The sequence below is a fragment of the Sulfurimonas sp. HSL3-7 genome (genome assembly GCF_039645985.1).
Lineage (GTDB): Bacteria > Campylobacterota > Campylobacteria > Campylobacterales > Sulfurimonadaceae > Sulfonitrofixus > Sulfonitrofixus jiaomeiensis.
Map to the genome: position 1 here is coordinate 862140 of NZ_CP147919.1, position 18226 is coordinate 880365.

Below are 18226 nucleotides of genomic sequence, written 5' to 3' on the forward strand. Positions count from 1 at the left end.
CGCAGAGTGTGAGAAATGTCCGGGGACATAGGTTCGTCACAAACGGCATTATCTCACTTTTATGTTAAAAAAAAGGGTGATACAATGAAAAAGACTAAATCTTTAAGCCTTGCTACTGCAGCAGCTGCTGCGTTGATGATGAGTGCGGATGCTTCGGCCGCTTATACAATGTCGAAAAAGATCGGCGACGTCGATACGAAACTTGATATCTACGGTTTCGCACAGTTGGAAGCCCGCGGCGGTGACGGTGTTATTGCAGATAATCAAGATGCAAGTGTCAAGTTCGGTGCACAGCGTGTCCGATTGGGCTGGAACTACACGGCAGGTAAGGTTCGCGGTAAGGTCTTCCTTGATTTCAACCAGGACGCTTCGATCAATGCTGTAAACGGTGACGTCGGTATGCCAAAAATGGTTAAAGATGCCTTTGTCTCGTACGTGCAAGATGATGCACTTGTCCTTAAGGTGGGTCTGATCAAAATGCCTCACGGTATGAGCTTTACGATCCCGGGCTGGAACCTTGATATTGTCGAGCGTGGATTTGACAAAGCACTGGCGATGGAAAGAAATATGGGTATCATGCTTTCAGGCCGTGACATGTTCTTCGGAAACAACGGCAAAGTCAACGGTTTCGAAATGGGACACGAACGTCCGTGGAAAGGATTCGGTTACGATATCATGATCGGTAACCAGGCAGCACGTAGTGGTGCGGTAACGAATGCCAAGCCGGGTGATGCAAACTCATATGTCGGTCGTCTTATGTTTGACTGGACTGAATTGCTTCACACAGAAGTATCCTATGCCGTATCTGAAAAAGCGGGCGGTATAGAAGGGCATAAGCAGGCCGACGGCACGTTGGTTACTGCAGATACCGAGGATTACAAATCGCTTAACTTCGGTGTTGACTCGCACTTCTTGGATGGCGCAAATGTGAAGGTTGAGTACTATGACAGTAAAAACATCAAAGGTGTCAAAGGCTGGGATGAGACGACAATGGCACTGACAGGTACCTATGCGATCAACGAATATGTTGAACCGTCGTTTAAACATATCCAGGGTACATCTGAAAAAGGCGGTGTTGAGACGAAACTTGGCAATACTTATGTAGGTGTGAACCTTTACATCAGTCCATTTGATAATAAAATGGACCGCGGCTCAAAACGTAAGAGAAATGCGCACCGTATGATGTTTGACTATGTCATCGCAAGCGGTGACACAGATGGTGCTAAAGTATGGAACGGTCTGAAGGGCTATAAAGACGACGCTTGGATATTCCAGTACCAGTACAAGTTCTAAGAAGTTAATAGGTTGTAATGATGAAATCCCTTACGGTTTTGCTGACGTCAGCGACGCTTTTATCGGCCTTTGAATACGGCTTGAAGCCTGAGAAGGTCAACGATAAAGTCTACTGCTTCTTTGGAAAACCAGAGGTGATGAACATCAAGAATAACGGGAACATGGTCAACAGCTGTTTTGTCGATCTCGGCAAACAGTGGCTGGTCATTGATTCGGGCCCGACTTACGCCTATGCGAAAGAGGCCTGGGATGAGATCTCAGCTGTTAAAAAGATGCCGAAAGCCACGGTCATCAATACGCATGTGCATGATGACCACTGGCTGGGCAACGGGTTTTACATCTCCAGAGGGGCGGAAGTACTAGGTAGCTCCGCCTTTGAAGAGGAAGTTAACCCCTCGGCAGTGACGCGGATGGAGCAGAGGGTCTCGAAAGAGGCCTATACCCTGACTTCGCCGAAACTGCCGACAAAATTTATCGATCAGAGCAGAACACTGCATATCGACGGGAATGAAATACGGCTGATCAAAGTCGCACAAAAAGCCCACACTTCTGGAGATATTCTTGTATATCTGCCGAAGATGCAGACGATCTTTTGCGGTGATGTAGTGTTTAACGACAGGATACCCTCCTTGAGAGACGGTGACATCAACGGGTGGATCGCAGCTCTGGAGACGGTCAGGGCGATGCAACTGCCGTATGTCATCGGAGGGCACGGTAATAGGGTCGGCAGTGATGCCATTGATCTGACCTACCGTTATCTGGTAGAGTTACGTGACGAGGTGAGTGAGGCGATCGACAATGATGTCGGCATCGAGGATGCTGTCAAGACGATTAAAATGGATGTATTCTCATCGGCAGCACTTTATGATGAGATGCATGCACAAAATATTGAAGCGGCGTACCGCATGTTGGAGTGGTCGGATGAATAAGTTATCGCAACTGTTTTTACTCTTGTCCTTGACCTTCTCTTCACTCTTCGCCGAAGGTGTAGCGTGGCGCAGCTGGGAAGCCGGTATGAAAGAGGCGAAAGCCTCGCACAAGATCGTTATGATCGACGCGGTCCGCACCGGGTGCCACTACTGCGATGAGATGGAAGAGGCGGTTTTTAAAGATGAAGCGATGGCGGCGTACATTGCCAAGCGGTTTGTCCCGGTCAAGATCAACCTTTCCAAGGAGAAGATGCCTCTGGAACTGGTTGTTTCGATGACGCCATCGTTTTTCTTCATCTCGGAAGAGGGTGAACTTCTCAAAACGGTTCCGGGCTCATGGAACCAGGAAGATTTCCGCTCATTTCTCGATGGCGTCAAATGATATCTAAAGAGGAGGAAGACAAATGAAACGTATTTTGATGACGATCGTCATGATGGCGGGTCTTTTAGGTGCGGACACGGAGTTTGCAGAGCCGAAACCGTCCATTGACAATCCGCGCCAGATCGTCTTCTGCATCACCGAAGGTGATGATGAGGCGATCCACCATGTACTGAGTTCGGCGAACAACGTCCTGAAGTTTTACGGACCGGAGAATGTCGAGATGCGCATCGTCGCTTATTACCACGGCATCCGCGCCCTGCTGAAAAAAGAAAAAGAGATCGCGGTGCGTGTCGATGCACTGATGCAGTACGACGTCGAATTTGTCGCCTGCGGCAACACCATGCGGACGAAAAAGATCGATGAAAAAGAGTTGATCGACGGTACGGAGATCGTTACGGCCGGTATTGTCGAGATGATAGAACGCGTAAAGTCCGGATGGACATATATCAAACCATAAAGGAAACCCCATGATTAAAAAAATAGTATTGGCGCTGTTGTTCATTACGACCAACATATTGGCGCAAGGCGATATCAAAATATTCACTGTAGAAAATGATCCTAAAAGTGATCTGCCTTCAGTGATAGAAAAGACACTTGAAGCGAACGGTTTTTACATCTCCGCCAACAGCGAGATGAACGGGCCGTTCAATATCCAGTTCCAGCAGAGCGACTATGATGTGTTCCATCTTTTGACGGTTTTCCACCTGAAACTCAGTGATACTCTGGTGAAAAAGTATCCTGATGCCGGAATCTTTGTCCCGATGGGTATCGGTATCTATCAGGCAAAAGGCGATAAGTCGCTGCATGCTTCGGTATTGACGGCAGAGGCGCAGGCAAAGATCCTGGGTCTGAAAACGGTTGACCCTCTTTTGAAGTCGATCGAAAAAGAGGTGACGGCATCACTGATGAAGGCGATGCCGAAAGCGACAGTGGCTATCAGTGATGAGAACCCGCTTCCGGCGGAAGGACCGCTTGTGACACGCGTAGAGATGGAAGTCGATGCCGATGACTGGGAAGATGCGAAGGAAGAGCTTCAGATGACGATCGAAGACGGTTTCAAGCCGATGGGCTTCGTCATGTCCAACTATACGGAATACAACTATATTCTTACGCAAGAAGACAAGGTAGAGAGTCCGTTCGATTTTTACGACACCTACTCGATCTGTAAACTGAAAGTCATCTACAATGTCGCGAAAACCCGTCCGGAAGCCTCTGCATTTGCTCCGTGTACCATGATGGTCTACAAGAAAAAAGGCGATGATAAGATCGTTATGGGCTTTCCAGGTGTCTACAACTGGATGAGCAGCGCCCGTGTTGAAGACAAAAACGCCAAAGCTGTGCTGATGAAGGCGCAGAAGGATTTTGAAAACATTTTAAAAGAGGCGACGGAATAGTCGCTCTTTTTACCGACCTGCAGAAGCGGTATAAAAGCCGCCTTCAGGGCTGACGGCGAGACCTGCCTGTAGTACCTATATTTCATGCTCACTCCTTAAGAATTGACTAGGTTTTTTTATGCTGCAGGTAGCTCTCGCCGCCACCTTCTCCTACCCTGTTTTTTTAACATCGACATCAGCTGTTTCGAAAGAGAATGCATCCGTGAAAATATGCGCTGAACAGCAACATATGTCTTGTTCTGCTGCGGTCACTATATTAACTAAAGATTAACATTCCATCTCTATAATTGCAGATACTTTAAAGAGCGTCATCCGCCTATTACGGTGTTGATGAGACGTTACAGAGACGTAAAAAGGACAGCGTGTTGAAACAGAAGATAGATGCTATTAAACTTGAAGTCAAAAAAGTGATGGTCGGCCAGGAAGAGCTGATTGACGCGATGCTTATCGGATTGATCAGTGACGGCCATATTCTGGTCGAAGGGGTGCCGGGTCTGGCCAAGACGACGGCGATAAATGCCCTGGCAAAAGCACTCGGTCTGGATTTCAAACGGGTGCAGTTTACCCCGGACCTTTTGCCGAGCGATATTGTCGGTACGGAGATGTATGATCAGAAAGAGGGGTCGTTCAAGATCAAACGCGGGCCGGCATTCACCAACCTGCTTTTGGCTGATGAGATCAACCGCGCACCGGCGAAAGTGCAGTCGGCTCTCTTGGAGGTGATGCAGGAGAAACAGATCACCATCGCCGAAGAGACCTTCAAGCTTGAGGCGCCGTTTCTGGTACTGGCGACGCAGAACCCGGTTGAACAGGAGGGGGCCTATCAGCTTCCCGAAGCACAGCTTGATCGCTTTATGCTGAAGGTCAATGTGGATTACAACAGTTTTGACGAAGAGATCGAGATCGTCAACCGTGTTGCCAACCGTACTTTCGGTTTTATCGGGAAGGTTGCGGACGCGGCTGACATCATCGCGATGCGCGAGGCAGTGGAACAGGTCCATGTCGACGATACGGTGACGGCCTATATCGTCAAGCTCATCTATGCGACGCGTGAGCCCGAGAAATACGGGGTAGGGGGTGTTGCAGACTATCTTGAATACGGGGCGAGCCCGCGTGCCTCCATCAACCTCTATAAAGCGGCCAAGGCGATCGCCTACATCCGCGGCAACGATTTTGTGACACCGCTTGATATCGCCGATGTGCTGCACGGGGTCCTGCGCCACCGTATCATTCTGAACTACAAGGCAGAAGCTGCCGGCATCACTGCCGACGATATCGTCACGAAGATACTCCAAGCCATTAAACTTCCGTAGGGACAGGTATGTTCATCGATAAGCGCGAAGAGATTCTGATCAAGACCCGCCGTAATATCTTTGGTCAGAACGTGGGCGGGAACCCCTCTCTCTTCTCCGGCAACGGTCTCGACTTCAAGGAACTCCGCGAATACGACGTCGGTGACGATGTCCGCAAGATCAACTGGAAGGTGACGGCCAAGGCGGGCCGACCCTTTGTCAACCTCTTTAATGAAGAACGCGAACTCAACATCGTTGTCGCCTTTATGGTCAGCGGCAGCATCTATTTCGGCACCAGGCGTTTCAAACAGGAGCTGATGGCGGAGATACTGGCACTGCTCTCCTACTCGACGCTTAAAAACGATGACCGCCTGAGCACACTCTTTTTCTCGGACAGAGAGGAGTTCTTTATGCCGCCTACCAAGAAGATGGGCTCCTTGCATATCACTCTGGAAAAAGCGCTCGGTCTCGACCCTTTGGAGAAGGTGAGTGACTTTAACGCCCTGGTGCACTACGTCAATGAGCGGATAAAACGCCGTTCGCTCATCTTTGTCGTGAGTGACTTTTACGGGGATGTGGACCTTTCGCTGCTGAACAAACACGAGGTCTTCGGTATTATGGTGCGCGATCGGTTTGAAGAGGAGCCGAAACTTTTCGGCGAGATGGACCTGATCGATCCGACCACGATGCACAACGAGGCATTCATGCTTTCACCGAAGATTATGCAGAGTTATCGCAAAGCGCTTGAAGCGCACGACGAAAAGCTCTTTGAACACTTTGCCCAGCATCGCATCAAACATACGAAAATCTACACCGATGAAGAGCCGTTTATAAAACTCTCTTCACTCTTTAGGCATTGATGATGGAAGAACTGCGCGATATTAAAGGTCTTGTCGAAGTGACGGACTACTCTCTCTACTACTTTATCGGGGCCGTCACTATGACATTGATACTGCTTGCCGTTTTGGGCGTTATACTCTACAAATATTTCACAAGAAAAGAGCCGTTGACGCAACAGAAAGTGGCGATAGCCCTGCTGGAGAAATTCGAGTTCGGCGATGCGAAACAGAGCGCCTATGACTTTACGCATCTGGCAAACTACGCTGTCAATGAAGCCCAGCGTAAAGAGCTTGAACAGATTTTGGAAGCGCTGGAACCCTACAAGTTCAAAAAAGAGGTCCCCGAACTCGATGCGGCGTTGAAGTCCAGGATGCAAGCTTTTATCAAGGAGCTGAGCCGTGGGTAATATTGTTTTCGAATACCCGTATGTTTTGCTTCTTGCGTTGCTCTTCGTTGTCTGCGAGCGCTTTTGCAAGGCAAAACGCCAGCAGCTGATCCTGCCGAACCTGCCGATGTTGAAAAAGGCGGCGCAGCAACAGGGCCTTCTCGTCAACGCTCTGAAGTTCCTGATGCTTGCGCTTCTGGTCACGGCAATGGCAAGCCCCATCAAGGAGGATGAGATCGTCGTCCAGAATGACAAAGGATATGAGATCTCGCTTCTGCTTGATGCCAGTGGTTCGATGGAGCAGTACAACAAATTCGGAATCGTCAAAGAGATCGTTCTGGACTTTCTGAAAAAGCGCGAGCACGACAAGCTGGGGCTGACGATCTTCGCGGATTTCGCCTATGTCGCCATCCCGCTGACCTACGATAAGAAGAGCATTAGCGAACTGCTTGAAAAGATCCATGTGGGTGTTGCGGGTAGACAGCGTACCGCGCTTTATGAAGCGCTTTTTATGAGCTCTAAACTCTTTAAGGCGTCAACGGCCAAACACAAGATCGCGATCCTTTTGACCGACGGTATCGACAATACGGGCACGATTCCGCTTGATGTGGCGGTTAAGACGGCGAAGAAGTACGGCATCAAAGTCTACGTCATCGGTGTCGGCGGGGCGGGTGATTATGATCCTGCCGTGTTGCAGCAGATAGCCCGGGAGACCGGAGGTACGTTTTATGAGGCGGGTTCCGGCGAGCGTATCAGGGCGATCTATGAGGAGATAGACAGGCTTGAAAAGAGCGAGATCAAGGCAAACAAGTATGTCAGAAAACACTACTTCTTTCAATACCCTCTGGGTGCCGCAGTCGGGGTGATGTTCCTCTATCTCTTTGCCAGAAGGAGACGTTATGCTCTTTAAATCGCCTGAACTGCTGCTCCTTCTACTGTTGCTTATTCCCTTTTCGGTGATGCTTTTTAGAAAGGGGGCGAGTCTGAGCCACTACTTTGATGCGGAGCTCCTCAAAAAGCTGCAGCTCTCAGAAAGCTTCCTGAATCCTGCTCTCAGGAACGCGCTGTTTCTGATCGCATCGGCACTGATGATCGTTGCCCTGGCCCGTCCCTATATCGACAACGGCGAGATTAAGGTCAAGTCGAGCACTATCGACATCATGGCAGCCTTTGACATCTCGCGCTCCATGTTCGCAAACGATGTCTATCCGAACCGTCTGGAACTGGCGAAGAAGAAGTTTAAAGCGTTCAGCGGCGACTTTCAGGAGGCGAAGATCGGGGTGGTGGGCTTCAGCTCCCGTGCCTTTCTGGTCTCGCCGCTGACCGAGGATTTTGCGACTCTTGATTATCTGGTCAAGAACATGAACCTCGACTCCGTTACGCTTCGGGGAACCTCGGTAATGAACGCCCTGGAGGTGACAAACGACCTTCTGAAAGAGAGTGAGAAAAAAGCGCTTGTGCTCTTTAGCGACGGGGGTGATTCTGCGGACTTTGCAAAAGAGATCGCCTATGCCAAAGAGCACAATATTGTCGTCTTCGTCTACAATATCGGTACCAGAAAAGGGGGTGTCATCCCCGACGCGAAAGGTGCACTGACCGATAAAAACGGTGATATCGTCGTTGTTCGTCTCAACGAGAAGATCAAAGAGCTGGCGCTCCGAAGCGGCGGTGCCTATATGGAATATTCATTAAAGAGCAACGATATAAATGCCTTGGCTCAGGCGATCAAACAGCGTTTCAGTGATAAAAATGAAGCGAGTTCGACTATCAGAGATGAGAGGGAACTCTTTTACTATCCGCTTGCTCTGGCCCTTTTGCTGCTCTTAACCTCGCTCTATTCGATGCCTTCAACAAGGAGGAAACATGCGTAGGCTTATTGTTCTTTTACTTCTTGCCGGTTCGACGCTTTTCGGCGGTATTTTGGACTTCAGAACGCTCGATCAGGCCAAAGAGGCGTATGCTGCAGGCCGCTACGATGAAGCGGCGAAGCTCTATGAAACGATAGAAGAGAAAAACGACGACCTCCGTTTTAACCTGGGCGATGCCTATTATAAAGAGCAGAAATTTGACGAGGCACTGAAACAGTACGAGCAGGTGAAAAAGCCGGAGCTCCGTGCCAAGGCCCTGCACAATATGGGCAATGCCTATGCAAAAACCCACAAGATCGACGAGGCCATCGCATCATACGAAGAGGCTTTGAAACAGAGTGATGATGAAGATACAAAATACAATCTGGAACTGTTGAAAAAGCAGAAAGAACAGCAACAAAAGCAAAACCAGGATCAGCAGCAGAACGATCAGGATCAGAAAAAGCAGGATGATCAGAAACAAGATCAAAAAGAACAAGAGCAGAAAAACGATCAGCAGGATCAAAAACAGGATCAGGGCTCTGATCAAAAGAGCAATCAGGATCAGCAAGAGAGACAAGATGACCGGCAAAAGGCGCAAAACGAAGAGCAGTCTGATGAACAAAACGCAGAAGACGAAAAAGAGAAGCATGCCAAAGAAGATGAAGCCTCCAAAGAGGATAAACCTGAAAAAGAGCAGAATGCTATGAGCCAAAACGAAGCTAAAGAGGAGCCGATCAGCGACATGCAGGAACGCAAATATGAGAACCAGTTAAACAAGCGCGGTATCCGTACCCTGATGGTCCCGCTTAAAACACAAGGAGGTCAGGATAATGAAACTACCGATTGGTAAGATAGCCGCACTTTTGCTGCTGCCGCTTCTTCTTTTTGCCGAGGTGAAGGTGAGTGTCGATAACAATGTGTTGTACGCCGGTGACAACGTCACCTATACGATCACGGCGACGGGAAGTGATATCGAGTTCCCCGTTATCACCTCCATCGACGGCAATCCGATCCTGGCGACAAACAGTTCGCAGAACATCAGCATCACCAACGGAAACTACACAAAAACACATTCCAAAAGTTATACCTTTACGCCGAAAGCGTCGTTGCAGATTCCAAGCTACAAAGTGCTTGTCGACGGCGGTGTCGAACGGACAAAACCTGTCGATGTCAAAATTGTCAAACCGTCACAGGATAAGAGGGCACCGATTGTTTTGGACATGCACCTCTCAAAAGAGCAGGCGTATGTCGGCGAGGCGGTACGGTTTGATCTTGTCTTAAAGAAAAAGCCTGACACTCGTGTTGACAAGTTGGAGATCGAAGAGCCGAAGTTTGAGGATTTCTGGGTCAAAAAGATAGACGGTGTCCGACAGGGTGTTGAGGGAGAATACAGCACGGAGGCCTACAGCTATCTGCTTTTTCCGCAGAAAAGCGGCACCTTGAAGATTCCCGCGGTAGTGGCCAAAGTGGGCAAGTATGTCCAGTCGCGCCGAGGCCTTGACCCTTTCTTTGACAACGCTTTCGGGCGAAATCTGCGTGTTAGCAGCGTGATTTCCAATGAAGAGAGCCTTACCGTGGAGCCGCTGCCGGACGGGCTTGAACTCTACGGGGACTTCAATATCAACGTAAGCGTCGACAAGACGGCAGTTGTCGCAAACAAGCCGCTTAACCTGACCGTCTCGATTGACGGCGTTGGCAATATCGATGATATCAAAAAGTATTCGCTCGATATTGACGGGGCGGTGATCTATGCCAATGCCCCTGAGATCAAAGCACGTGTCGTCGGCGAAGATTATCTGGGCAGTTTCGAGCAGAAGATTGTCATCATAGCTGATGGCAACTACACGATACCGCCGTTGATGCTGCGCTACTTTGACCGCGAGAGCCAGAAAGAGGTGGTCAAAAAGAGCGATCCGATTGCGGTCGAAGTGACGGGCGGTACCGTGAGGGCGGCTTCGCCGCAAAGCACGCTTGAAAGCAAGATCGAGGTGGCAGATGCGATCAAAGAGAAATCTACCACGTTGAAAACGTCTGTTCAAGAGAGCAGCCGGATAGAGCTGCTCTATGCAGCATCGACGGGATTTGTGGTAGGTGGTCTATTCGCGTGGCTGCTTATGCGAAGCCGTTCTGAAGCACTGCCGAAAAAGAGGCGAGAAAGTACGATGGCTGAAAGCGTCAAAAAGGCAAAAAACGATAAAGCCCTCTTTGAACTGCTGCTGCCGTATAAAAAAGAGAGTGCCGTGATCGAAAGTGCCCTGGCCGAACTGGAAAAGAACCTTTATTACGGGGGTACGAACACGGTTGACAAAAAGGCGTTGATCGATTTTTTTAATGGTCTGCCGAACGAACCCGAACTGCTCTAATGGCAGCTGCAACAAAAAAAGGGTATAATCTAGACTTCTAATTATATTTTTAATTAATAATGCTGGTTTGTTGCAAGTACCGGCAGCGCTGAAAGTGACGGATGGATAAACGTTTTACGGTAACGATACACGATCTTAACGGTGTCAAACAGTACAACCTTCACCAGATCGTTAAAAAAGTGCTTCTCTATGCGGGAGCCGGGCTTGTGACGTTCATCGCTGCAGGGGTTGCTTTTATTTTTTTCCTGAACGCTTCCCTTGACACGATCGATGAAAAGAAACGCGCACTCGAAGAACACAATGCCGAGCTTCGCGAGTCGATCCTTTCCGCCGAAAACGATCTGCAGGCCAAACAGGAAGAGCTTTCCGTCGTCTCCGACAAACTCGGTAGCATCGAAACGCTCATTGGCCTGGCACCAGAGGCTGAGAATACCCTGCTTGAACGGGTCGAAATCGCCAACCTGACATCGGCGCAGCGTGCCGTTTTGCTTCAGCATATCCCAAGCGGTTCGCCGGTAGAGTACAAGGGCATTACCAGCAAGTTCGGCTATCGTATTCATCCGACGCTGCAGCGCAAAGAGTTACACCGCGGTACCGACCTGCGTGCCGCAATGAAGACGAAGCTTTACGCCACGGCAGACGGGGTTATCGAGTATGCGGGCAATCACAAAGCGAGTGGTTACGGCCGTCTGATTATTCTAGATCACAACTACGGTTTCAAGACCTATTACGGCCATTTGAACAAGATACTGGTAAAAGCGGGCCAGTATGTTAAAAAAGGCGATCTCATCGGTCTGACAGGCAACAGCGGGATGAGTAACGGGCCGCATCTGCATTATGAAGTGCGATACATCCAACGGGTGCTGAACCCTTACTGGTTTGTCAAGTGGGATGTGGAAAATTACAACACAATATTCGAAAAGGAGACTAAGGTTCCATGGCAATTTTTGGTAGCAACGATAACACAGGATCACAATCTGCAAAACCCAGTACAAACAACACCACCATCATCACAGCTGGCGCTTCTCTCAAAGGTGAAATAGCACTCGACTGCGATTTCTACTTTGACGGGGAGATGGAGGGGACGATCCTCTCAAAAGGGATGATTACCGTCGGTAAAAACGGCAGGATCAAAGGCGAAGTCAGCGCGTCACACCTGATCGTTCAGGGGAAAGTCGAAGGCAGCGTTGACGTCGAACGCATCGAGATCAAGGAAAACGGCCATGTCAGAGGTGTCATTACTTCGAATGAGATGGTGATCGAAGCCAAAGGTATCTTCGAGGGTGAAAGCCATATTAAAAGTTCGGTGGTCAAAAAGCAGGCGGAAGTGCCTAAAAAAGCTTAACCTCTTTTTCTCATTTCCACGGTTTTGGTGGGAGTGCATACAAAGCCATTTTTAAAATGTAATGCAAACGAGGACATCAGTAGCCGATTTCGGCTATGATGGTTTCGTATACATAATGGTCTTGTTCTGAGGGTGCAGGGGTATCTGTCTCGTTCGTTTCGGACTCTTTTGCATCTGCATCGGTTTCATTGATGCGTTCTTCGCTACTCAACCGTCACACTCTTCGCCAGGTTTCTCGGCATATCGACATCGTTGCCCAGGCGGATAGAGATCTCCATTGCCAGCAGCTGTACGATTACCATCATCTCAAAGAACTCCAGCATATAGTGGTCACGATCCGCTGTTTTGATGAAGTCGTCAGCCTTGTCGAACTCGAGAGGGCTGATAGCACAGATGGTGCTGTCGCGCGCACTCAGTTCTTCGACATTGCTTTTGGCTTTCTCGTAGAGCATATTTTTCGGTAACAGTGCGATGGTAAAGAGATCGGGGTCGGCCATGGCGATAGGGCCGTGCTTCATCTCACCGCTCGGGTAGCCTTCGGCATGCAGGTAGGTGATCTCTTTGAGTTTGAGCGCGCCTTCCAGGGCAAGCGGGTAGAAGACATCGCGGCCTATAAAGAAGAAACCATGTCCGTGAAGGTAACGCTTGGAGAGGCGTCGGATCTTCTCGTGAAGTTCGTCGGTCACCTTGACACTGTTTGGCACGCCGCGGAGGGCCTGGATCTGCTGCTGGATCTCTTCGGTGCTCAGCGTTTCGCGCGCTTTTGCCAAAAAGAGTGAAAGCATCCAGAGGACGCTCATCTGTGTGGCAAAGGCCTTGGTCGAGGCGACCCCTTTTTCGATGCCGGCTCGGGTAAGGATGGTGGCATCGGCCAGGCGTACCATCGAGGAATTGTCAACGTTACAGATCACAAGGGTCTTCAAACCGGCTTTCTTGGCCATCTTGAGCGTCTCGAGGGTGTCTGCCGTCTCCCCGCTCTGCGAGATGACGACGAAGAGGGTGTCTTTCGTTAGAAGCGGCTCTTTGTAGCGCAGTTCGCTCGCGATCTCGACGGAAGAGCGGATCTTGGCATAGCGCTCGAAAAGATAGGAGGAGGTCAAAGCCGCATGGTACGAGGTGCCGCAGGCACAGAGCTTGATCTCGTTGATGCCCTCAAACAGTGATGGGTCAAGCTCTTCAAAGGCGATCCCCTCATCCTGGATGCGGCCGAGGAAGGTGTCACTGATGACGCTACTCTGCTCGTAGATCTCTTTTTCCATAAAGAATCGGAATCCCTCTTTTTGTGCAGAAAGCTTTGAGGCCGGCAGGGTGGAGAACTGGAGTGGCACCTCTTTATTTTCATTGTCAAAGAGTCTCAGCTCGTCCGGTGAGACATAGCCGTATTCTCCGTCGTTGAGGTAGAGTACATGGTTTGCATTGCCGATAAGCGGTGCGTCTGACGAGGCAAAGATCTTTTCGTTCTCTTCGGTCACGCCGATAATCATCGGCGAACCGTTCTTGGCAAAAAAGATAGTGTCGGGCAGTGACTTTGTCGCCAGGAGAATGGCGTAGGCCCCTTTGAGTTGGGACAGCATTTTCTTAAAGGCATCGAAGGGAGTCGCTTCATTCTTGAGATGCTTTTCAAAAAGGTGAACGATCACTTCGGTATCAGTCTGGCTCAAAAAGTGTTTGCCCTCTTTGACAAGAGCATTCTTGATCTCCTGGTAGTTCTCGATAATGCCGTTGTGCACCACGAAAGAAGATTCGCCAAGGTGGGGGTGGGCATTGAGCTCGGTGGGTTTGCCGTGCGTTGCCCAGCGGGTATGACCGATACCGATGGCAAAACCTTCCGGGTTGAAGTCGGCGGTCTTTTCTATAAGATTTTCAAGTTTTCCGACCGCTTTATAAAAAGAGAAATCTTCCTTTTGCAAGACGGCGATGCCGGCAGAGTCATACCCGCGGTATTCAAGTTCTTGGAGCCCGTCTAGCAGTATATCCTTGACCTTGTGTTTTCCTACATATCCGACTATTCCACACATTAATTGTTGCCTTTGGTGAGTATAGAAATTAATTTCGGCACATTATCGCACATTTGGTTTTGTTTCTCGATTAAAAAGTAGTCGCGCACGCGGGTTTTGGTACTGTGCACCTTTGCCGCCGTAATATTGATGTCTAACTCGTCAAAGGCGTGCATGATGTAGGCAAGAAGACCGCGCTGGTTGGTGGTGTTGATATTCATCTGGGCATAAGCCTTGGAGTGCTCGCAATCGATCGTGATCTCTTCGGGCTTGATGCGGGGCTGCTCCAGCGTGAGCTTTTTGCTCATATCAAAGGCGTTATCGATGATCTCTTCGATATGCTGCAGACTGTCAGCGTCCGGAAGATGCAGGAAGTCGATCTTGAAGAACTTGAGATCGTCAAAGAGTGTGAAAACTTCCATAGAGGCCACATCGAGATAGGCGAATTTTCCAAGCAGATAGGTCAGGTTCAGCGGGACACGGCGGATAATCTGGATTTTCAGTCCGTCGCCTTCGATGTTCAATAGATAGTGGTACCGTTTGACGTTCCTTGCTTCATTGGCAATGCGGATGATCTCATCCGGAGAGTGTTTGAAAAAGAAGAGGTTCGACTCGATGGAGAGTACTTTTTTCTGTACGGTACGCGGCAGCGCTTTAAAGCTTTCACGGTTTTTGATGCGTTTTTCAACGGCAAGACGTTTGGCGGCATCACTGATACGTTCGTTCTGCTGTGCAATCTCCATTGAGGCATCGTAAAGCTCTCGAAGAAGATTGGCTGAAAAACTGGTCCAGGTATCAGGGCCGACACCGTTGACATCCGCATAGGTCAGAACATAGAGCAGCCTGAGGTTTTTTTCTGTCTGTATCTTGGACATGAACTTGTAGAGTGTCTTCTCGCTGTTAAGGTTCTCTCTGTAAGCGACAGTGGTCATCAGAATATGGTGCTTTACCAGAAGAGAAGCCAAGGCCTGTTCTTCCTGTGAAAAGCCCAGCTTCTTGGTAAAAGAGACGACCAGTTTGGCACCGACGTCGCTGTGGTCCTGTTTTCTCCCTTTGCCGGTATCGTGAAGCAGCGTGATGACCTTGAGCAGTGTTCTCTCCTGCAGCGTCAGGCTCGTAAAGAGGTCGGCGATAAAGGGCTCCGCTATGTTTTCGAGCGCTTTGATGCACTCGATGGAGTGCAGGTCGACCGGGTAGTGGTGATAACCGTCGAATTGCGGAAGATGGAGCACTTTTCTAAAAGCAGGGATGAGCTGGTGCAATATTCCTGCCTCAAAAAAGAGTTGAAGGAAGGAGTAGCTGTGTTGGCGTTCAAAGAGTTTACGCAAAAGGGTAAGCCCTTTCTTGCCCAGAGGATAGGGGACAGTGGCATAGGTGAACCGTCCCAGCAGACTCGGGTCAAACCGCCAGGGCTTGTCCTCAAGTTTGCTTAGGAACTCGAGAAGCGGGACGATGTTGTCGTTTTTGGCGGAGTAGACGCTGAAGAGGCGGTCATTGATCAGGTAGAGACCGCTGCCGATGCGCTGTTTGCGATAGGCAGCGATATCATGTTCGTTATAGAGGTAGGGCCGGATGATCTTTTTGATGAAGATCTGCGAAAAATTGTCGATGCGCCACATTGCCTCCAAAAGGCGTGAGACCATTTTGCGTTCATCCTTAAACCCGAGCATCTTTGCAATGCGCGGCATATACTGCATGACAAGCTGGTCCTGCTGCTTGTTGCTGACAAGGTGCAGCGCAGAACGGACACGGAAGAGAAGTTCGAGTGCGATGCGGTACTCTCTGTACTCCTCATCGGTAAAGACTGTGCCGATAAGCTCTTTTTGCGATGTGACGCCGTAGATCGTCGCGGCGATCCAGAAAAGAAGCTGCGAATCACGCAGTCCGCCGACACTCTCTTTGATGTTGGGCTGCATGGAAGAGGGGTACTTTTTGCGCCGTTCGTGGGCCTCCTCGATCTTGGCCAGAATATACCCTTTTGGGTCGGTATGGCGGATGTTGGTAAAGGCATTTTGTGAAGCACTCCAGGTGAACGGCGAGCCGATGATAAGTCTCGCCTCCATAAAAGCGGTCCGGATCGTGATATCTTCCGCTGCCGCCTTTTCAATGTCTCTGATCTCATGCACGCGGTGCCCGAGTTTAAGCCCGGCATCCCAGGCCAGATAGAGGAGCTTCTCGATGATCGCATCGGTCTTGTAGCCGTCGCATGTCTCATAGACGATCATCAGATCGATATCGCTGTGGACGCAGAGCTGCTCGCGCCCGTAACTGCCGAGTGCGATAATGGCGATCGGTATGGAGGAACGCATCGGCAGGTAGTTGCCGAACATGCGGCGCAGTACGGTCTTGTACATCAAGGTGATGATCTTGTCGAGTGTTTTGGTGTGTTTGACCAGAAAGTCCTTGCCCTGTGAACTTTCGAACAGTTCGGGCAGAGAAGCCTTGTACTCGGAGATATAGTTTTTAAAAAGCTTTGAGATCTCAAAATCTTTTGCATTTTTATCAATAAGGTCTTCGATAGCGATTTGAATGTTCATAAGGGAGACTGTCCTCGGTTCTTTATCTTTATATTATACTTTGAAAGTACTTCTTATTCTATCACAATGCACGCGTCAGCTTTTGCTATAATGCGCTCAATAATTAGACAATATTTTAGGAAACAGTGCAATATGAATACAGTAGAGAAGATAAAAGCCGGTCAACGTATCGATTTTGACGAGGCGCTTAGTCTCTATGAGATGGATCTTTTTGAACTTGGGGCCCTGGCGAACGAGAAACGTCAGCAGATGCATGACAAAAAGACCTATTTCAATATCAACCGCCACATCAACCCGACGAACATCTGCAAGGATGTCTGTAAGTTCTGCGCCTATTCGGCGAGCCGGAAAAATCCCAAGCCCTACACCCTGAAGCATGAAGAGATCATGGCGATTGTCGACGATATCGCGTCACGCGGCATCAAAGAGGTGCACATCGTCTCGGCACATAACCCGGACACCGGACTGGACTGGTACACGACCGTCTTCTCCAAGATCAAGGCCAAATACCCGAAGCTGCACATCAAAGCTCTGACGGCGGCAGAGATCCACTTTCTCTCTGAAGAGTACAACAAGAGCTACGACGAGATCATCGACATCATGATCGAAAACGGGGTCGATTCGCTTCCGGGCGGGGGTGCCGAGATCTTCGACGAAGAGGTGCGCGACTACATCTGCAAGGGGAAGGTTAACTCCCGGCAGTGGCTCGAGATCCACGAGAAGTGGCACAGCCGGGGGCGCAAGTCGAACGTGACGATGCTCTTCGGCCATGTCGAAGAACGCCGCCACCGCATCGACCATATGATGCGCATCCGTGACCTTCAGGACAGGACGGGCGGCTTCAACTGCTTCATCCCGCTGGTCTACCAGAGCGAGAACAACTTTCTGAACATCAAAGAGTTCATGACGGCGCACGAGATCCTCAAGACGATGGCGATCAGCCGTCTGGTACTCGACAACGTGCCCAACCTTAAAGCTTACTGGGTCACCTCTACGGTCAATCTTGCGCTCCTTTCACAGGAGTTCGGTGCCAACGATCTCGACGGTACGATCGAAAAAGAGTCGATCAACTCGGCCGCAGGCGCCGCCAGTGCCAACGGGGTCGAGCTTCAGGAGTTCATTGACCAGATTAAAGACACCGGATTTATTCCCGTAGAGAGGGATAGCCTCTACAACGAATTGAAGGTGTGGTAACGGCGGCAGACGTTCTGTCCAAGCACTTGGCGTTTAAGAGCTGTTTTGTTAAGATAGCGCAACTCATACGAGCGTATGTGGTCATTCAATACCAAAACCGGAGATAAATATTATGAGACTTGTAAACCTTCTTATAGCCGTTATGCTATGTGCATCTGCGGCATCGGCACTCGACCTGCGAAAAGCATTTATTGACCTTCACAAAAAGCCTATTGAGGCACTATTGGACCTGAATGAAAAAGTGCTGGACAGCCATCAGCGTCTTCTCTTGGACAAAGAGCTGAAGGTGAGAGAAAGCCGTATGACATATAAGCAGAAAGAGCGCTACTACCGTCACCCTTCCGAAAACCGTGCCCAGGGTAAGGGACACGGCAGAAAACATGCTCCGGGCCAGCAGAAAAAACACCGCTGATACGGCAAATCAA

General features: G+C 49.7%; 19 protein-coding genes. 16 read left to right on the forward strand and 3 right to left on the reverse strand.

The annotated features are described in order from the left end of the window. The first annotated feature begins 84 nt into the window (after positions 1–84). The 14 genes from WCY20_RS04430 to WCY20_RS04495 all read left to right on the forward strand — a co-directional run bounded on the left by WCY20_RS04430 (position 85) and on the right by WCY20_RS04495 (position 12073). Positions 85–1293, forward strand: coding sequence for a hypothetical protein (locus WCY20_RS04430; protein WP_345977317.1), 1209 nt, complete (start codon positions 85–87; stop codon positions 1291–1293). 17 nt (positions 1294–1310) lie between these two features. Then, positions 1311–2222 carry an MBL fold metallo-hydrolase gene (locus tag WCY20_RS04435; RefSeq protein ID WP_345977319.1) on the forward strand — a complete coding sequence of 304 codons (912 nt, stop codon included), beginning with the start codon at positions 1311–1313 and terminating at the stop codon, positions 2220–2222. Further along, the gene (locus WCY20_RS04440) at positions 2215–2604 is read left to right on the forward strand and encodes a DUF255 domain-containing protein (RefSeq protein WP_345977321.1); all 390 of its coding nucleotides are present in this window, start codon (positions 2215–2217) and stop codon (positions 2602–2604) included. Before WCY20_RS04435 ends, WCY20_RS04440 begins: the two co-directional genes overlap by 8 nt. 22 nt (positions 2605–2626) lie before the next feature. Beyond that, a complete protein-coding gene (locus tag WCY20_RS04445; protein ID WP_345977323.1) occupies positions 2627–3061 on the forward strand; it encodes a DsrE family protein in 435 nt (144 codons plus the stop codon). A 10-nt stretch (positions 3062–3071) separates the two neighbouring features. Beyond that, positions 3072–3998 carry a DUF302 domain-containing protein gene (locus tag WCY20_RS04450; protein WP_345977324.1) on the forward strand — a complete coding sequence of 309 codons (927 nt, stop codon included), beginning with the start codon at positions 3072–3074 and terminating at the stop codon, positions 3996–3998. Between the two features lie 365 nt (positions 3999–4363). Beyond that, entirely contained in the window at positions 4364–5311 is a 948-nt protein-coding gene (locus WCY20_RS04455) for a MoxR family ATPase (RefSeq protein ID WP_345977326.1), read from the forward strand. An 8-nt stretch (positions 5312–5319) separates the two neighbouring features. Continuing rightward, positions 5320–6150, forward strand: coding sequence for a DUF58 domain-containing protein (locus WCY20_RS04460; protein ID WP_345977328.1), 831 nt, complete (start codon positions 5320–5322; stop codon positions 6148–6150). Continuing rightward, positions 6150–6536 carry a hypothetical protein gene (locus WCY20_RS04465; protein WP_345977330.1) on the forward strand — a complete coding sequence of 129 codons (387 nt, stop codon included), beginning with the start codon at positions 6150–6152 and terminating at the stop codon, positions 6534–6536. The genes WCY20_RS04460 and WCY20_RS04465 overlap by 1 nt, the downstream gene beginning before the upstream one ends. Next, complete coding sequence (locus tag WCY20_RS04470; protein ID WP_345977332.1) at positions 6529–7425, forward strand: VWA domain-containing protein; 897 nt, start codon at positions 6529–6531, stop codon at positions 7423–7425. The genes WCY20_RS04465 and WCY20_RS04470 overlap by 8 nt, the downstream gene beginning before the upstream one ends. Continuing rightward, positions 7415–8386 carry a VWA domain-containing protein gene (locus WCY20_RS04475; protein ID WP_345977333.1) on the forward strand — a complete coding sequence of 324 codons (972 nt, stop codon included), beginning with the start codon at positions 7415–7417 and terminating at the stop codon, positions 8384–8386. The genes WCY20_RS04470 and WCY20_RS04475 overlap by 11 nt, the downstream gene beginning before the upstream one ends. Continuing rightward, the gene (locus tag WCY20_RS04480) at positions 8379–9215 is read left to right on the forward strand and encodes a tetratricopeptide repeat protein (RefSeq protein WP_345977335.1); all 837 of its coding nucleotides are present in this window, start codon (positions 8379–8381) and stop codon (positions 9213–9215) included. Before WCY20_RS04475 ends, WCY20_RS04480 begins: the two co-directional genes overlap by 8 nt. Next, positions 9196–10728, forward strand: coding sequence for a BatD family protein (locus WCY20_RS04485; RefSeq protein WP_345977337.1), 1533 nt, complete (start codon positions 9196–9198; stop codon positions 10726–10728). The genes WCY20_RS04480 and WCY20_RS04485 overlap by 20 nt, the downstream gene beginning before the upstream one ends. Before the next feature lie 101 nt (positions 10729–10829). Beyond that, positions 10830–11771 carry a M23 family metallopeptidase gene (locus tag WCY20_RS04490; RefSeq protein ID WP_345977339.1) on the forward strand — a complete coding sequence of 314 codons (942 nt, stop codon included), beginning with the start codon at positions 10830–10832 and terminating at the stop codon, positions 11769–11771. Further along, positions 11768–12073 carry a polymer-forming cytoskeletal protein gene (locus WCY20_RS04495; RefSeq protein ID WP_345978218.1) on the forward strand — a complete coding sequence of 102 codons (306 nt, stop codon included), beginning with the start codon at positions 11768–11770 and terminating at the stop codon, positions 12071–12073. Before WCY20_RS04490 ends, WCY20_RS04495 begins: the two co-directional genes overlap by 4 nt. Before the next feature lie 76 nt (positions 12074–12149). Here WCY20_RS04495 and WCY20_RS04500 read toward each other — a convergent pair whose 3' ends face one another. Genes WCY20_RS04500 through WCY20_RS04510 form a run of 3 tightly spaced genes read right to left on the reverse strand, consistent with a single transcriptional unit; the run spans position 12150 to position 16607 of the window. Continuing rightward, positions 12150–12284 carry a hypothetical protein gene (locus tag WCY20_RS04500; protein WP_345977340.1) on the reverse strand — a complete coding sequence of 45 codons (135 nt, stop codon included), beginning with the start codon at positions 12282–12284 and terminating at the stop codon, positions 12150–12152. Further along, positions 12277–14091 carry a glutamine--fructose-6-phosphate transaminase (isomerizing) gene (gene glmS / locus WCY20_RS04505; protein ID WP_345977342.1) on the reverse strand — a complete coding sequence of 605 codons (1815 nt, stop codon included), beginning with the start codon at positions 14089–14091 and terminating at the stop codon, positions 12277–12279. The genes WCY20_RS04500 and glmS overlap by 8 nt, the downstream gene beginning before the upstream one ends. Then, a complete protein-coding gene (locus tag WCY20_RS04510; protein WP_345977344.1) occupies positions 14091–16607 on the reverse strand; it encodes an HD domain-containing protein in 2517 nt (838 codons plus the stop codon). Before WCY20_RS04510 ends, glmS begins: the two co-directional genes overlap by 1 nt. A gap of 132 nt (positions 16608–16739) precedes the next feature. On the opposite strand from WCY20_RS04510, the gene mqnE reads away from it, so the two are divergent. Next, positions 16740–17801 carry an aminofutalosine synthase MqnE gene (gene mqnE / locus WCY20_RS04515; protein WP_345977346.1) on the forward strand — a complete coding sequence of 354 codons (1062 nt, stop codon included), beginning with the start codon at positions 16740–16742 and terminating at the stop codon, positions 17799–17801. 112 nt (positions 17802–17913) lie between these two features. Continuing rightward, on the forward strand, positions 17914–18213 hold the full coding sequence (locus WCY20_RS04520) for a hypothetical protein (protein WP_345977347.1): 300 nt from the start codon (positions 17914–17916) through the stop codon (positions 18211–18213). Positions 18214–18226: the final 13 nt, after the last annotated feature.

Bases quoted from the DNA above. Each gene is read 5' to 3' on its own strand.
- WCY20_RS04430 (WP_345977317.1), top strand. From the start codon at position 85: ATGAAAAAGACTAAATCTTTAAGCCTTGCTACTGCAGCAGCTGCTGCG.
- WCY20_RS04435 (WP_345977319.1), top strand. From the start codon at position 1,311: ATGATGAAATCCCTTACGGTTTTGCTGACGTCAGCGACGCTTTTATCG.
- WCY20_RS04440 (WP_345977321.1), top strand. From the start codon at position 2,215: ATGAATAAGTTATCGCAACTGTTTTTACTCTTGTCCTTGACCTTCTCT.
- WCY20_RS04445 (WP_345977323.1), top strand. From the start codon at position 2,627: ATGAAACGTATTTTGATGACGATCGTCATGATGGCGGGTCTTTTAGGT.
- WCY20_RS04450 (WP_345977324.1), top strand. From the start codon at position 3,072: ATGATTAAAAAAATAGTATTGGCGCTGTTGTTCATTACGACCAACATA.
- WCY20_RS04460 (WP_345977328.1), top strand. From the start codon at position 5,320: ATGTTCATCGATAAGCGCGAAGAGATTCTGATCAAGACCCGCCGTAAT.
- WCY20_RS04465 (WP_345977330.1), top strand. From the start codon at position 6,150: ATGATGGAAGAACTGCGCGATATTAAAGGTCTTGTCGAAGTGACGGAC.
- WCY20_RS04475 (WP_345977333.1), top strand. From the start codon at position 7,415: ATGCTCTTTAAATCGCCTGAACTGCTGCTCCTTCTACTGTTGCTTATT.
- WCY20_RS04480 (WP_345977335.1), top strand. From the start codon at position 8,379: ATGCGTAGGCTTATTGTTCTTTTACTTCTTGCCGGTTCGACGCTTTTC.
- WCY20_RS04485 (WP_345977337.1), top strand. From the start codon at position 9,196: ATGAAACTACCGATTGGTAAGATAGCCGCACTTTTGCTGCTGCCGCTT.
- WCY20_RS04490 (WP_345977339.1), top strand. From the start codon at position 10,830: ATGGATAAACGTTTTACGGTAACGATACACGATCTTAACGGTGTCAAA.
- glmS (WP_345977342.1), bottom strand. From the start codon at position 14,091: ATGTGTGGAATAGTCGGATATGTAGGAAAACACAAGGTCAAGGATATA.
- WCY20_RS04510 (WP_345977344.1), bottom strand. From the start codon at position 16,607: ATGAACATTCAAATCGCTATCGAAGACCTTATTGATAAAAATGCAAAA.
- mqnE (WP_345977346.1), top strand. From the start codon at position 16,740: ATGAATACAGTAGAGAAGATAAAAGCCGGTCAACGTATCGATTTTGAC.
- WCY20_RS04520 (WP_345977347.1), top strand. From the start codon at position 17,914: ATGAGACTTGTAAACCTTCTTATAGCCGTTATGCTATGTGCATCTGCG.